We start from the raw sequence: 14,536 nt of genomic DNA on the forward strand, positions 1-14,536 counted from the left end.
GAACCGGACAGATCGTCTTTGCTCTTGTTTTTTTGCCTTTTCGGGAAAATCAGGCCCCGCTTTTCCTAAGGCAAACTTTAATGCGTCACGGCCAGCATATCCTCGATCTCGGTCCAATCCTGGAGCAAGCTTTCACGCGAACCGCTGACGCGGACCTGGCCGCGTTCGATAACCATGCCCTGTTCGGCGATTTCAAGCGCCAGTTTCGCATGCTGTTCAACGATGATCATCGACATTTCGCTTTCCTTGCGAAGCTTGATAAGCGCTTCAAGCAGCATATCGACAATAACCGGCGCTAAGCCCTCAAAAGGTTCATCCAGCAGGAGGCAGGTCGGTTGGCTCATCAACGCACGGCCTATCGCCAACATCTGCTGCTCTCCACCGGAAAGCTGGTTGCCACCATTTTTCCGCCGTTCTGCAAGACGGGGAAAAAGATCGTAGACCCGCTCCATCGTCCATCCTCGGCGAAGATCGGCGATGCGCAGGTTTTCCTCGACGCTCAAGGTGGCAAAAATCTGCCGCTCCTGCGGCACGAAGCCTATGCCAAGCCGGCAGCGTTGGCTGGGAGAAAGCCCGCCGATTTCCGCAGAGTTAAAACGAATGCTGCCTTCCTTGAGCGGCAAGCGCCCGGCAATGGTGCAGAGCAGTGTGGTTTTGCCAGCGCCATTGCGCCCAAGCAGCGCGAGCCCACCCCCCATGGGCAGGGTCAGGTCAATGCCATTGATAATGCGGGTCGGGCCGTAACCGCTGACGACATTTCGGATTTCGAGCAGGTCTGCGGTCATGAACGGTTCCCCAGATAAGCGGCACGGACATTGGCGTCATGGCGAATTTCCTCTGGCGTGCCACGCGCGATGATGGTTCCCTCGGCCAAGACCGTGATGTCCCGTGCAAAGCGGAAAACCAGCGGCATATCGTGCTCGATCAGCAAGACGGCAACATCGGCTGGCAATTCATCGAGAATAGTGAGGATCACCTCATGATCCGCCGCAGGCAGTCCAGCGGCAGGCTCATCCAGCAACAGCACTTTCGGGCGCAGGGCCATGGCGACCGCCAGTTCCACGAGGCGCTGCTGGCCATAGGCCAGATCGCGGACCGGAACATGGGGGACATTGGCAAGGCGCATACGGCTGGCGATCTCTTCTGCTTCCGCGACCACTTTTGCCGGGAAGCCATGATGCCCTGCCATCGAAAACCCAAAGCCTTCACGTTCGCCAATCGCAAGCGCGATATTTTCAAGGGCTGTGAAGGAGGTAAACAGATTGGTGACCTGGAAATTGCGCACCAATCCCAGCCCAACGCGCTTGTGCTGCGCCATGCCCTTGAGGTCGATACCATCGAGAAATATCGCCCCCTTGCGTGGGGTCAGCCTGCCGGTGATGAGATTGATCAGCGTCGTCTTGCCAGCACCGTTTGGCCCGATCAATGCGTGGCGTGCACCCTTCTCAAGCACGAGCGACACATTATTGGTGACCACCAGTCCACCGAATTGCAAGGTAAGGTTTTCAAGCTGCAAAGCGCTCATCGACCGATCCTTCCGCGCAGTTGAGCCAAAATCCGCGTAATGCCCCCTGGTGCGAACAGAACGAGCACCACGAGGATGATCCCCAGCCAGAGCTGCCACATGACAGGATTGTCTTTCGACAAGATGTCCTGGGCGATGAGGTAGACAGCAGGTCCAATAATCGCGCCGTAAAGCCGCCCTGAGCCACCAAGCGCCAACATCACCAGGATGGTTGCCGACAGTTCGAAACTCATATCCTTCAGGCCAACGAATTGATTGACCTGGGCTTGCAGGGCACCGGCGAGCCCGGCCAGCAAGCAGGAAATGACGAAGATCAGCAAGGTGCGCGGCCGGACCGCGATGCCGATGGCAGCGGCGCGACCGGGATTGTCGCGAATCGCCATGATCGACTGCCCGAAAGGCGAATGCACCAATCGGCGCACCCCAAGCCAGACAAGCAGAAAGACCAGGGCCGAGAACCAATAACCGACCTGGCCAAGCAGATCGAATTCGTAAAGGCCGAAAACCGGCCAGGTCTCCATGCCCACCAAGCCATCGACGCCACCGGTCAGCCAGGTCGCCTTGTTGGCGATCTCGCCAAACAGAAACACCGTACAAAGCGTCAGCATCAGCAAGGTGAAGCGTGCCGTGCGTAAAACAATGGCTCCAACGACCGCGCCCATCAGCCCGGCTGCCATTGCGCCGATCAACAGGCCGCTCAATGGCTCACCCCAACCGTATTTGGAGGCAATGCCGGTGGCATAGGCGCCAACCCCGAAAAAGGCGGCGTGGCCTAGGGTGACGATCCCGGCATAGCCGACCAGAAGATCGAGGGACAAGGCGAAGATAACGGTGATCAGGATTTGCGAACCGAGCGCGTAATAATCATCGCCAAGCAACGGCACCAGCACCAACGCAAGGACGATCAGGCCATCAGCCGGGTTGAACCCATGCTTGCGGCGCAAGAAGCCGGCAAACGTCGATGGTGGAGAGACAAAAGTGGAGCGATCTGACATTTTCAACTTTATACCCTTCCAAACAATCCGCGCGGCCTGACCAGCAGCAGAATGAAGACCAGGAGAAACAGCATGACGGTGCCGAAAGCTGGCACATAATAGGCCGAAACGGTTTGGACTGTGCCGACCAGAAGTGCTGCGACGAAAGAGCCCCGCAGCGTGCCAAGGCCAGCGACAGCCACGACGATTTGAACATAGACGAGAATATCAAAGGCATAGGACGGATTGAGCCCGAAGACATCCGCCCCCAGCATGCCGCCTAGGGCCGCGAGCGCGCCCCCAAAGGCGAAGGTCGCCATGAACACATGTTTGGTGCGAATGCCGATCGATTCCGCCATGCCCCGGTTTTCAACGGAGGCCCGGATGATGGCGCCGATCCGGCTGCGCTCAAGCACAAACAGAATGAATGCGGCAGTCATGATACCGATACCGATCACCACCAGCTTGTAGAGATAGAATGAGAAAGGCCCCACCGTCAGATTTTGCGCCAGAAACTCGGGAATGACGACGGGGCGCATCAACGGCCCGAAAAACAACCGCGCCAGCGCACCGACGATGAAGATCAATCCGATGCAGAAGAGAACCTGATCCAGCTCAGACCGACCGTAAAGCCGGGCATAGAGCAGCTTTTCCGCCACCGCCGCCAGGAGCGCAACAACAAGGGGAGCGCAGATCAACATGAGCGGCCAGGGCAGGCCCCAGGCGCTGATGGCGGTGGCCGCTATATAGCCACCGGCCATGGCGAAAACGCCGTGCGCCAGATTGACGAAACCCATCAGACCGAGGGTTACCGACAGGCCGACGGATATGAGGTAAAGCACGCTTGCATAGGCAAGCGACTGGAACGCAACTTCCACCAGTGTCATGACAAGCCTCCTCCCTGTCATCCGGCAATATTGCGGGATGACTCCGAGAGTCCGTCAGGTTCAAATCGAACCAGACGGACTCTCGTTTCCATTGTTTTCATTTGTCTTTTAGGGAAAACGGGTTCCAGTTCCCCAGACAAGCGCTAGCCGGACGTGCTGAGCGACCGGAGATCAGAGAGGATGCTCAACCTTCCAGGGGTCTTTGACGTCTGGAATAGTTTCGAGTTCCACATTGGCAAGCTCGCCGTTCTTCTCGCGCACTTCACGGATGTAGATATTCTGCACAATGTCGCGCGTCTCGGGGTCGATCGAAATTGGCCCACGCGGGCTTTGCTCTGCTTTGAAGGTCTTCATCGCGGCCATGGCACCGGCGGCATCGGAAGCACCCTTGGTGGCGGCAATAGCTGAGCAGATCAGATGCATGCCATCATAAGCGCCGACGGCCATATAATTGGGCCGGACGGGATTGAACGTATAGGCTTTCTTCCAGGCCTCAACAAAAGCGGTATTGGCGGGGCGATCACCGGCCATGCTATATTGGCCAGCGGTGATGACGCCGAGTGCTGCTGCGCCGATATTCGGCAATTCCTCGTCGCTTGTCAGGTCTCCCGGACCAATCAACTGAATGCCCGCGCCGCGCAGATCGGCTTCCTGATAGGCCCGCATGAACGCAGAGGCTTGCACACCGCCGGGATGGAATGCAAAGACCACATCCGGCTTCTCCTGCTTGGCTGCGAGCAGAAAGGGGACGAAATTTGTGCTCTGGATCGGCATTTTCACCGAGGCGACAATGCTTCCTCCCTTGGACGTGAAGCCTTTCGTAAACGCTTCCTCTGCATCGTGGCCAGGGGCAAAATCCGTGGTCAGCAGGTAGGCTCGCTTGAAACCGCGCTTGGCCGCCGCCCATTCGCCCAATGGCTGGTTCACCTGCCAATGGGTAAAGGCCGTGCGCACATACCAGGGCGCAAGCTGTGTGGTATTAGCGCCTGCCGCATTGAACAAGACGCAGGGCATCTTGGCCTTCATCAACAATGGAGCCACAGCATTGGCGTTGGGCGTCCACTGGAAGCCGCCAAGATATTGCACCTTGTCACGCGTCACCAGTTCTTGAACCAGTCGTTTGGCCACATCGGGATTGGCACCGCCGTCGTCGCGGATGACCAGTTCGACCGGAATATCCCCCAACACGGACTTACCCTCAGTCTCCAGGTAGAGTTTCGCCGCATTGGCCATGATTTGTCCGCTCGATGCGAACGGACCGGACATGGTCAGCACCAGCCCGATTTTGATCGGCTGGCTGGCGGCTCGTCCCTGCCCGGCCCAACCGGCCAATGGCGCAGCAGCCAGCAACCCAAGGGCACCTCGGCGTGTAAACTTCAGTTCGGTCATCATAGTGCTCCTCCACCAATGATCGTCAATTGTGCCTCCCCCTTTGGCTAGCCCTCGAAAAACGACAGCGCAAAAGGCACGACGCTGCCGACAAATCCGGAAAACAGACCCGATCGAAGGCAAAATTGTTCAATGAACTGATGATGCTAGATCGCGAGCCCTGCGCTGATAACGGCAAGGCATGTCCTGCAGATTTGGGCGTCGTCTTTTCTTATCGCCGCGAACTTCTTCTGACGTGTCTGACGACATTTCCCGATGTCCCAGGCTCTCCACGACGACAAGAACGATTATTATCAATTCCTGCGCTTTATCAAGTTTATTATCATAAAATCTAATAAAATTTCGTATTTAAAATTTTAATTATCATTTTATGATATTTTATAACTAACTGCGAAGATATGAAGAGCAGTATTCTTATTGCCTGAATTGGCGAACTTCTGCGGCAAACACCATGCTCTCCACACGGGCGCTCAACAACAGGCTGATGCGCCGGTATCTTGCAGATTGGCTCTCGAATAAACGCTAGTGCATCGATCCAAACGGAGGCCTCAGCCGAGTTTGGAAAAATCGATGCATAAACAAAAAATGAGTGCACGAAAGCATGAACGAAGTGAATGCGTCAGTGCACTAGGATGCCGCAGCCAAAGAGTTTTTTACTTCTGCCCGGATCACCGGGCGTGGACCAAGCATCCCCAGCTTTTCCACCAGATGCAGGGCATCAGCGATAGGCGTGGCTGCCGCTATATATCGGTCACGGCGCAGCAAAAGGACATGGCCAAGATAGGATTTCATCGGACCGGCGCTGAACAGTCGCCCAACATCCCGGTGAACCGGGAAAATGCCGTCAATGGGATTCATCCATTCAGGGGTCAAACCGACCACAGTTGCACCCGCCGCCTCCAGAGCCCTGATAACATCGATGGACAAAGCACGGTCAGGGAATTCATCAAAGACCAGAGCAACCGGTCCATCCGGCAAGACGCGGTCAAGCAATACGCGGTGCCGGTGGCTGTCTTCCACCACGGGCTGCGGCACGAGGCGACCCACCATGGTTTCCTTCTCCGGTCTGGAGTCGGGCCATAGAAGTCCCTGGCGAAAGCGTGGCTTTGGCTTGTAGCGCATTTGGGCGAAATAATCACGGACAGGCGGATAGAGCCCAAGGATACGAAAAGCGGCCCTCGTCAAAAGGGCCTTAATGCCATTTTCCGGCATCATCACCTGCCCCATGCGCAGCGCCAATGCTATCATTTCCCAGGCATGCGGACGCCGCTCAATCTCGTAGCTATCCAGGAAATCGGACGGCATATCGCCACGCAATGCTTCCGCCAGTTTCCAGGCCAGATTATGCGCATCACGCAGGCCGCTATTCATTCCCTGCCCCGCAAATGGAGGCGTCAAATGCGCGGCATCGCCGGCGAGAAAGATATTGCCGTCCCGCCAGCGATCAGCCAGACGGGCATGGAATGTATAGACCCGCACGCGGCGAAATTCACAATCCCGGTCAGGTCCAACACGCTCCAGAAGGCCACGGACAAAGGCCTCCTCAGTCGCGTCCTTCTCGTCCTCATTGGTATGCAGCATGAATTCGTAACGACGGATATTGTCCGGGCCGGGCAGCGATATACACGGGCGAGCAGGATCGCAATGGACCTGCGTATGACGAAAACGATTTTCCGTCCGTACCAGATCGACAATCAGCCAACGCTCCACAAAGGTGGAGCCGACAAGATGGACGCCGAGTTTTCCACGTGTTGGGGAACGTCCTCCGTCACTGGCGACCATATAGCGCGCCCGGATGACGCGGGTTCCTTTCGCCGCATGGGCGATTTCCACGGTAACGGAATCCGCAGTCTGGGAAAATGTTTGCATATCCCAGCCAAAAAACTGGATCACATTGGGATAACGGGCTAGCCCCTCGCGCAAAAGCGCTTCCAATTCCGGCTGTTGAAATGCATTGCGCTTGTCGAAACCATAATCGCGCGACGTCGGCTCCACGGTCAGAAACAACTCGCCGGCCGGCGAAAGATAACGTGAGCCATAGCCGCGCACCACGATTTTCTCTACCGCGTCCTCCAACCCGATAGCTTGCATGGTTCGCATCGACTCGTCGTCGATGGATACGGCACGCGGCTCCTGAACCGTGGTCAGGTTGCGCTCGACAAGCGCCACCGACACACCCATGCCGCCCAGAAGATTAGCCAGGGTCAGTCCGGTTGGACCCGCCCCGACAATGACGACCTCGACTTCGGTCTCAAGTTCCTCGGCGTTCATCAGGCCCTCCTCTCCACGCTGAATGTTACAGCGCCCGCATCGTGTTCTGTCTATTAAACTTCACTGCAACACCCTACAAATACAGAGTTTTTCGTCCCTGGGTCCGAATGAACCCAGGGCGCCATGCTGTAGATGGGTGGCGCAGTCCTCCCGCCCCGCGCCCCAGGGCCGTGCTGCTAAGGGCTGCGCTGTTCAGGGCTCCGTGCCGACAGCGTTGACCAGCAAACCAACGCCGGGAATATCCACTTCGAAAACATCCCCCGCCTTCATGAACAGGGGTGGCTCCCGGCGATCTCCAACACCACCTGGCGTGCCCGTGAGGATCACGTCGCCGGGCTGCAACGGCGTGAAGTGCGAGCAATAAGAAATCAGGGTGGCGATGGGGAAGATCAGATCGGCCAGTGTTGCATCCTGCATCACCTGACCATTGAGACGGCCGGTGATTTTCAACTTCGTGTAATCGCCAACTTCATCGGGGGTTACGAGCTGCGGTCCAAATGCACCGGTTGCCGGGAAATTCTTGCCCGGCGTGAATTGGAACGTATGCCGCTGCCAATCCCGGATGGTTGCATCGTTATAGCAGGTATAGCCAGCCACGTGATCGAGAGCATTTTCCTCGGCGATGTAGCGTCCGCCGCGACCGATGACGACAGCAAGTTCGGCTTCATAATCCAGATGATCCGATACACGGGGCTTCAGGATTGGCTGGCGATGAGCGATCTGAGTGTCAGCGAAACGGGTGAAGATCGTCGGATATTTGGCGTCGGGCCGCTTGGTTTCCGCACGATGGGTTTCATAGTTCAAACCGACGCAGAGGATTTTGCCGGCATCCGGCACAACGGGCAGAAGCGCGATATCAGCCTCAGTAAACTCTGCTCGCCGCCCGGAGATATAATCCTGAGCGCTCTCGAGCAGACCGGCTTCGATGGCTTGTTTCAGCGTGACGACATCGGCGGCGAGCCTGCCGGTGAGATCAACGATACCGTTGTCGACGCGAACGCCGAAACCGGCCCGGCCAAGCCGGGTGTAACTTAAAAATTGCATGTCACTAATTCCTAGAATTGGTCTTGGAAGTGAGATCTGACAACCGGATCACGAGCGAAGAATCGCTTCGCCCCATTTGTTGAGCGTGCGCGGATGCTGCGGCCAATCCATCGTGTCGCGATCGTAGATAACTTCCAGTTCAGCCGAGATCTCGATCCAATTGCCATCCGGATCCGTGATGAAAATGAAGAGATTGTTGCCAGGACCATGGCGACCGGGACCCCAGCTGAGCTGGATATCATGAGTTGCCAGATGATCGCACCAATCACGGATATAGTTCCATTCCCCAGCCTCGTAGGAATGGTGATCGACGCCAACGCGGCCCGGCGTATAGAAGCAGGCGATGGTGTGATGCTCGTGATTGGAGGTCGTGAAGGCGGTGGCAAGCCGGCCATCTTCATGCAGCACACGGTCTGTCAGCTGGAAACCCAGCTTGCCGACGTAAAAGTCGACAAACGCGGCCACATCCTCGGATGCATAGGTCAGATGCTGCGTTGGCCCCTGGATACCCTTGGCGCCCGGCTTGTCTGGCTTGGCCACACCGAAGCACACCATACGTCCGTCGGGATCGCGAACCGCGAATGCACCATCTTCAAAATAGGGCGAAGGGCTGGCCAGCACCGCAATGCCTTCGGCATCGACTCGGGCCCGCAGAAGCGCAAGCCCTTCGACATTGCGGCAAGCAAGTCCGGAATAAGCCAGCTTTTTGTCAGCTCCAGCAACGGCGATGAAGCGGCGCTTTGGCCCTTCACAAATCCACTCGTCTCCAACCTTTTCGAGCTTCATGTCCATGGCATCGGCATAGAACCGCGCCAGACGCTCAGGATTGGAGCTTTCGAATGCAACGTGATGCAGGTACGCACCTGCTTGAACGGCTGTGAATGCCATTTGATCCTCCCTGATGATGTTTTTATAAATTATCGTTTTTTGATAATTATTCAATACGGAAAATTGATAAAATAAAAAATTTGATAAATACACACCGTATGGCGCATGAACCCCATTCCTACGGGAATTGACGGAACGCAACCATGCACAGCTATCGGAAGACATCAAAGGAAACGTGCGGACGACAGAGACGTGACATTTGCTGTTCCAAAACGTCAATATCACCATTGATCAATGGGCACCTCAGCTGTTGGCCACAGGCGCCTCATCCATGCCCCGGCAAAGAGGGACATGCGGAAAAGTCATTGCAAAAAATTCACGCGACCAACGTGATCCAAGCCGACCTCCGTCGAACCCCATGTGGATCTTCCGCAAAACCGGCTCCACGTTTCCTAAGGCAAACTCTGGGTTTTCAGAGGCCACGCACCAGGCTATCGGGTGAGATTTCGGCGATAGAACGCGCGCCGGTCAGCGTCATGGCAACCCGCATTTCCTTGGCGAAGAGATCGAGCAGATTCTCCACGCCCGCCTGCCCGGCAGCGGCCAATGCATAGACGAAAGCGCGTCCGATCAACACGCCATCGGCTCCCTGCGCGATCATCCGCACGACATCCAGACCCGAGCGAATGCCGGAATCGGCAAGGATCGTCAGGTCACCTTTGACCGCAGCGGCAATGGCTGGCAAGGCACGGGCGGAAGACAGAACGCCGTCCAGCTGGCGCCCGCCATGGTTCGAGACGATAAGGCCATTAGCGCCGAAGCGCACGGCATCTTTCGCATCCTCCGGATCAAGAATGCCCTTGATGAGCATCGGTCCCTTCCAGAAATCCCGGATCCATTCGAGATCCTTCCAGCCAATCGAGGGGTCGAAATTTTCGCCGAGCCAGCCAACATAGTCGGCCAGATTGGTTTTTTGCTGTCGATAGGCCGAAACATTGCCAAGATCATGCGGCTTTCCCAACAGGCCGACATCGATAGCCCATGTGGGGTGCATGACGGCCTGGATAAGGCGGCGCGCAGAAGCATTCGGGCCGGACATGCCGGAATGGGCATCACGGTAGCGGGCGCCGGGTACAGGCATGTCAACGGTGAACACTAGCTTACGGATACCTGCCGCCCAGGCCCGCTCCAGCGCATTTTTCATAAAACCACGGTCCCGTAGCACGTAGAGCTGGAACCAGATGGGACGGTTGCTGGCCGCCTGCACCTCCTCGATCGGGCAGACGGATACCGTCGAAAGCGTCAGCGGAATGCCTTTTTTCTCCGCTGCGCGGGCTGCCTGCACTTCGCCGCGTCTTGCATACATCCCCGTCAGTCCCACGGGCGCGAGAATAACCGGCATAGACAGCTCTTCATCGAAAAGCGTCGTGGAAATTTCAACTGTGCCCACGCTTTTCAGCACCCGCTGACGCAGAGCCAGATCGGCAAGATCATCAATATTGCGGCGCATCGTGTGCTCGCTATAGGCGCCGCCATCGATGTAATGAAACAGAAAGGGCGGCAGGCGGCGGCGGGCCGCCTCGCGGTAATCAGTCGAGGACGAAATGATCATGATAGGTTTTCCCCTTGAAATTCGGGTCTTTGCAAAGCCTCTGAGGCTCGCTGCTCCCGCGCGCGGTTGTCCTCGATGACACGAAGGTTTTCCTCAACGAAGGCAAGGTGATCTGCCGCTGCCTTGCGGGCCTCATCCGGTCGACCGGCCAGGATGGTGTCCAGAATCAGGCCATGCTGGCGCTCTAACGCTGGCCCAAGGTCCGGCTGGCGATAGAACTGCATCAGGCTTTGCGCGATGCTGTGCTGTAAAAGCTCGGATAGTCCGGCGACAATCTGGCGCAGAACGACATTATGCGAGGCCTCTGCAATCGCCATGTGAAAAGCCGCATCAGCCCGCGCCTGGCTCTGCGGATTGCCGCCTTCCGTAGCGCTCATCGCTGCAAAGGCCACTGTCATCCGCTCCTTGTCCAGGTCCGTGGCCCGCAAGGCCGCGTAATAGGCAGCATCCGTATCGAGCGATTTGCGAATTTCCATCACATCGCGCCAATACCCCGCCTCGCCCTGAACCATCGGCAAAAGCGGTTTCAGCGCCCGTTCCAACGATTGGGCGGCGTCCTCAATGGCGACGAAAGTGCCCCCACCCCGACGGCTGACGACGATTCCACGGCTGATCAACTGCTGGATTGCCTCCCGAAGCCGCGACCGTGAGACGTCAAGCTCCGCCGCCAGGCTGCGCTCCGGCGGCAGACGATCTCCCGGACTGAGCTTGCGCTCAGCAATCATGGCTTCGATGCGCCCGATCAGCGACATTGGTAGAACCTTTTGTTTTATTGGTCGTACCAAAAATCTACGAATTAAGCAATATTCGGATTAATGCTCAAATATCACGATTTTTTCACTAATCGCTCATAAAATTGGTAGGACCAATTTTATGAGCGATCTCTTTAGAGGTCACGACTGCCCAATAAAAAAGCCCCTACAGCGTCATAGTCAAACGCTGTAGGGGCTTTGGCATGATTGGCTTGAAGCCTGGGTTAAAGGCCTTCGGCGATCTCGAAAGCAGCTGTGGTCTTGGCCTGGACATCGGCCACGGTAACCTCAGGCGCCAGTTCCACCAGTCGGAATGCTCCGGCACGATCAGACCGCACGAATACGCAGAGATCGGTAATGATCATGTCCACAACATTCAGCCCGGTCAGCGGCAGTGTGCATTCGGGAATGAACTTGGACTCGCCTGCCTTGGAGCAATGCTCCATGACCACGATGACCTTTTTGACACCGGCCACGAGATCCATCGCGCCGCCCATGCCCTTGACCATCTTGCCGGGAACCATCCAATTGGCAATATCGCCATTGGCCGAGACTTCCATCGCGCCCAGCACCGTCAGGTCGATGTGGCCGCCACGGATCATTGCAAAACTGTCGGCGGACGAAAAATAGCTGGATGACGGCAATTCGCTGATCGTCTGCTTGCCGGCATTGATCAAATCAGCATCCTCTTCACCCTCAAAGGGAAACGGCCCGATCCCCAGCATTCCGTTTTCGGATTGCAGCGTCACCTCGACACCAGGCGGAATATGATTTGCCACCAGCGTCGGAATGCCGATGCCAAGATTAACATAGAAACCGTCCTTGAGCTCTTTTGCGGCGCGTGCCGCCATCTCATCTCTGCTCCAGGACATCAGGCTGCTCCTCTTACTGTAACGGTGCGGAATTCGATCTTCTTGTCATAAGGCGAACCATTGATCATCCGCCGGACATAAATGCCAGGGAGATGGATGGCATCGGGATCAAGGCTTCCGACCGGCACGATCTCCTCGACCTCCGCAACACAGACCTTGCCGGATGTGGCCGCAGGCGCATTGAAATTGCGGGCTGTCTTGCGGAACATCAGATTGCCAGCCTCATCGGCGCGCCACCCCTTGATGATCGACAGATCGGCCCGGATGCCGCGCTCCAGCAGATAGACTTCGCCATCGAAAATATGCGTTTCCTTGCCCTCGGCCACCTGGGTGCCGACGCCGGTTCGCGTATAGAAGCCGGGAATGCCCGCGCCGCCAGCCCGCATGCGCTCGGCCAGCGTTCCCTGCGGGCAAAATTCGACTTCCAGTTCGCCGCTCAGAAATTGCCGCTCGAATTCCTTGTTTTCACCGACATACGAGGAAATCATCTTCTTGACCTGGCGGGTGCGCAGAAGTTTTCCAAGCCCATGCCCATCGACGCCGGCATTGTTTGAAGCAATCGTCAAATCCTTGACCCCGGACGCGACAATCGCATCAATCAGGCGTTCGGGAATGCCGCAAAGCCCGAAACCACCGGCGCAAATCGTCATGCCATCGAACAACAATCCGTCCAAGGCCGCGCTTGCGTCACCATATATTTTCTTCATCTGTATCTCCCGCCTGAATAATCAGTCCTGAAACCTGTTTGAGCTGGCGCCTCCAGAGTAACTTTAAACTGCATCACACTGCGTCCGGCAAGCGCAAAGCGGCGCACGGTGGAAAGAAACATCGTCAACATTGATCTCAAAAGTAGAAAAGCTTTCAACGTTAAATCAACGCACAGACCGTCTTGGTTTCCAAATAATTTTCCAGGCCTGGCGCGCCATTCTCATAACCCCAGCCGGATTGACGGTGTCCACCCTTCGGCAGTTCAGGTGAAAAATAGGAATGGCAATTGATCCAGATCGTCCCCACCTTGACCTGCGCCGCCAATCGGTGGGCCTGGGAAAGATCCCGGGTCCAAACACTACCCGCCAGCCCATAAGGGCTGTCATTCGCAAACGCTATGGCATCCTCGACATCGTCGAAGGGTGTTACCGCAACGACAGGACCGAAAATCTCCTCGCGCATCAACCGCATGTCGGGCCGCACGCCCGTTACCACGGTCGGCGCATAAAACGTGCCTGTTTCCCCTGTCTGGCTGCCACCCGCCGCGATTTCAGCACCCTCTGCCTTCCCCTCCGCCACATAGGCCGCCACACGGTCAGCCTGACGGCGATTGACCAGCGGCCCCAGATCAACGGCGGGATCAAGCCCATGACCCAGACGCAACGTGGAAGCGGCCTTTGCTAACCCTTCCACCACCTGTTCGCAAACCGAGCGATGGGCATAGACACGTGAGGCCGCAACGCAGACCTGACCGGAATTGCTAAAGATGCCGCCCGCAATGCCCTCGACGGTCAGGGCCATGTCGGCATCCGGCATGACGATCGCAGGCGATTTGCCGCCCAGTTCCAGCGTCAGCTTTTTCAGATTACCGGCAGCAGCAGTCACAATCAGCCTGCCGACCTCGGTCGATCCGGTGAAAGCCACCTTGTCAACATCGGGATGGGTGCACAGAGCCGCCCCCACCGTTTCGCCAAAGCCGGTGACGATATTGACCACGCCGTCAGGCAGACCCGCCTCCAGCATCAACTCGCCCAGCCGCAGCGCCGTCAGCGAGGTTTCTTCCGCCGGTTTTAGCACCACCGTGCAACCGGCGGCCAGCGCTGGCGCAAGCTTCATGGCCGCCATCAGCAGGGGCGAATTCCAGGGTGTGATTGCCGCGACCACGCCGACAGGCTCACGGGTGGTATAAGCAAAGATCTGCTTGCCCTGCGGCTGATAGCCGATAGAGGTCGGAATGGTGGTGCCGAGGATCTTGGTGCAGAACCCAGCAAAATAGCGGAACTGTTCGGCGCTGGCCGGAATTTCGGCAAACCGGCTGGTCCTGAAGCTCTTGCCTTGATCAAGGGTTTCGAGTTCCGCCAGTTCCTCCGCATGGGCATCGATCAACTCGGCGATTTTCCACAACAGCCTGCCCCGCTGGGAGGGTGTCAGCCCTTTCCATGCCTGAGAGGTGAGAGCGGCACGGGCGCTGGCCACGGCCTCGTCTACATCGGCAGCCGTTCCTTCGGCAAGCTCGGCAAGAACCTCGCCAGAGGCCGGATCGGCTGTCTCGAACCATTGCCGGGAACTGGCATCACGCCAGATGCCGCCGATCAGGATCTGCTTACGGCGACGGGCCAGAAAGGCTTTGGCGCCCTCGTTCTTCGGGCCGATAGGGTCGAGTGCCAGGGTCAT

13 protein-coding genes are annotated in these 14,536 nt (G+C 57.2%); all 13 read right to left on the bottom strand.

Features of this window, described 5'->3' with window-relative positions:
- Positions 1–77: 77 nt before the first annotated feature.
- The 13 genes from H1Y61_RS18835 to H1Y61_RS18895 all read right to left on the bottom strand — a co-directional run bounded on the left by H1Y61_RS18835 (position 78) and on the right by H1Y61_RS18895 (position 14,536).
- Complete coding sequence (locus tag H1Y61_RS18835) at positions 78–785, bottom strand: ABC transporter ATP-binding protein (protein ID WP_180575038.1); 708 nt, start codon at positions 783–785, stop codon at positions 78–80.
- Positions 782–1,525: an ABC transporter ATP-binding protein gene (locus tag H1Y61_RS18840; protein ID WP_180575039.1), complete on the bottom strand. Its 744-nt coding sequence runs from the start codon at positions 1,523–1,525 to the stop codon at positions 782–784. Before H1Y61_RS18840 ends, H1Y61_RS18835 begins: the two co-directional genes overlap by 4 nt.
- Entirely contained in the window at positions 1,522–2,520 is a 999-nt protein-coding gene (locus tag H1Y61_RS18845) for a branched-chain amino acid ABC transporter permease (RefSeq protein WP_180575208.1), read from the bottom strand. Before H1Y61_RS18845 ends, H1Y61_RS18840 begins: the two co-directional genes overlap by 4 nt.
- A gap of 8 nt (positions 2,521–2,528) precedes the next feature.
- Positions 2,529–3,386: a branched-chain amino acid ABC transporter permease gene (locus H1Y61_RS18850; protein WP_174112463.1), complete on the bottom strand. Its 858-nt coding sequence runs from the start codon at positions 3,384–3,386 to the stop codon at positions 2,529–2,531.
- 171 nt (positions 3,387–3,557) lie between these two features.
- Positions 3,558–4,775, bottom strand: coding sequence for an ABC transporter substrate-binding protein (locus H1Y61_RS18855; protein WP_235680938.1), 1,218 nt, complete (start codon positions 4,773–4,775; stop codon positions 3,558–3,560).
- Between the two features lie 627 nt (positions 4,776–5,402).
- Entirely contained in the window at positions 5,403–7,046 is a 1,644-nt protein-coding gene (locus H1Y61_RS18860; RefSeq protein ID WP_180575040.1) for a bifunctional 3-(3-hydroxy-phenyl)propionate/3-hydroxycinnamic acid hydroxylase, read from the bottom strand.
- 192 nt (positions 7,047–7,238) lie between these two features.
- Positions 7,239–8,090, bottom strand: coding sequence for a fumarylacetoacetate hydrolase family protein (locus H1Y61_RS18865; RefSeq protein ID WP_071204215.1), 852 nt, complete (start codon positions 8,088–8,090; stop codon positions 7,239–7,241).
- A gap of 48 nt (positions 8,091–8,138) precedes the next feature.
- Positions 8,139–8,978 (bottom strand): VOC family protein, encoded by an 840-nt coding sequence (locus H1Y61_RS18870; RefSeq protein WP_180575041.1) that lies wholly within the window; start codon positions 8,976–8,978, stop codon positions 8,139–8,141.
- A 412-nt stretch (positions 8,979–9,390) separates the two neighbouring features.
- A complete protein-coding gene (lldD, locus tag H1Y61_RS18875; RefSeq protein WP_180575042.1) occupies positions 9,391–10,530 on the bottom strand; it encodes an FMN-dependent L-lactate dehydrogenase LldD in 1,140 nt (379 codons plus the stop codon).
- Positions 10,527–11,282, bottom strand: a complete 756-nt coding sequence (locus H1Y61_RS18880; protein WP_180575043.1) for an FCD domain-containing protein — start codon at positions 11,280–11,282, stop codon at positions 10,527–10,529. The genes lldD and H1Y61_RS18880 overlap by 4 nt, the downstream gene beginning before the upstream one ends.
- A gap of 224 nt (positions 11,283–11,506) precedes the next feature.
- Positions 11,507–12,154: a 3-oxoacid CoA-transferase subunit B gene (locus tag H1Y61_RS18885; RefSeq protein ID WP_070147720.1), complete on the bottom strand. Its 648-nt coding sequence runs from the start codon at positions 12,152–12,154 to the stop codon at positions 11,507–11,509.
- Entirely contained in the window at positions 12,154–12,861 is a 708-nt protein-coding gene (locus tag H1Y61_RS18890) for a CoA transferase subunit A (RefSeq protein WP_087729969.1), read from the bottom strand. Before H1Y61_RS18890 ends, H1Y61_RS18885 begins: the two co-directional genes overlap by 1 nt.
- A 160-nt stretch (positions 12,862–13,021) precedes the next feature.
- Positions 13,022–14,536 (bottom strand): aldehyde dehydrogenase family protein, encoded by a 1,515-nt coding sequence (locus tag H1Y61_RS18895; protein WP_180575044.1) that lies wholly within the window; start codon positions 14,534–14,536, stop codon positions 13,022–13,024.

This window comes from Agrobacterium vitis (genome assembly GCF_013426735.1).
Lineage (GTDB): Bacteria > Pseudomonadota > Alphaproteobacteria > Rhizobiales > Rhizobiaceae > Allorhizobium > Allorhizobium vitis_D.

Excerpts from the sequence above, each read along its gene's own strand:
- H1Y61_RS18835 (WP_180575038.1), bottom strand. The coding sequence starts at position 785 with ATGACCGCAGACCTGCTCGAAATCCGAAATGTCGTCAGCGGTTACGGC.
- H1Y61_RS18840 (WP_180575039.1), bottom strand. The coding sequence starts at position 1,525 with ATGAGCGCTTTGCAGCTTGAAAACCTTACCTTGCAATTCGGTGGACTG.
- H1Y61_RS18845 (WP_180575208.1), bottom strand. The coding sequence starts at position 2,520 with ATGTCAGATCGCTCCACTTTTGTCTCTCCACCATCGACGTTTGCCGGC.
- H1Y61_RS18850 (WP_174112463.1), bottom strand. The coding sequence starts at position 3,386 with ATGACACTGGTGGAAGTTGCGTTCCAGTCGCTTGCCTATGCAAGCGTG.
- H1Y61_RS18855 (WP_235680938.1), bottom strand. The coding sequence starts at position 4,775 with ATGACCGAACTGAAGTTTACACGCCGAGGTGCCCTTGGGTTGCTGGCT.
- H1Y61_RS18860 (WP_180575040.1), bottom strand. The coding sequence starts at position 7,046 with ATGAACGCCGAGGAACTTGAGACCGAAGTCGAGGTCGTCATTGTCGGG.
- H1Y61_RS18865 (WP_071204215.1), bottom strand. The coding sequence starts at position 8,090 with ATGCAATTTTTAAGTTACACCCGGCTTGGCCGGGCCGGTTTCGGCGTT.
- H1Y61_RS18870 (WP_180575041.1), bottom strand. The coding sequence starts at position 8,978 with ATGGCATTCACAGCCGTTCAAGCAGGTGCGTACCTGCATCACGTTGCA.
- lldD (WP_180575042.1), bottom strand. The coding sequence starts at position 10,530 with ATGATCATTTCGTCCTCGACTGATTACCGCGAGGCGGCCCGCCGCCGC.
- H1Y61_RS18880 (WP_180575043.1), bottom strand. The coding sequence starts at position 11,282 with ATGTCGCTGATCGGGCGCATCGAAGCCATGATTGCTGAGCGCAAGCTC.
- H1Y61_RS18885 (WP_070147720.1), bottom strand. The coding sequence starts at position 12,154 with ATGTCCTGGAGCAGAGATGAGATGGCGGCACGCGCCGCAAAAGAGCTC.
- H1Y61_RS18890 (WP_087729969.1), bottom strand. The coding sequence starts at position 12,861 with ATGAAGAAAATATATGGTGACGCAAGCGCGGCCTTGGACGGATTGTTG.
- H1Y61_RS18895 (WP_180575044.1), bottom strand. The coding sequence starts at position 14,536 with ATGACCCTGGCACTCGACCCTATCGGCCCGAAGAACGAGGGCGCCAAA.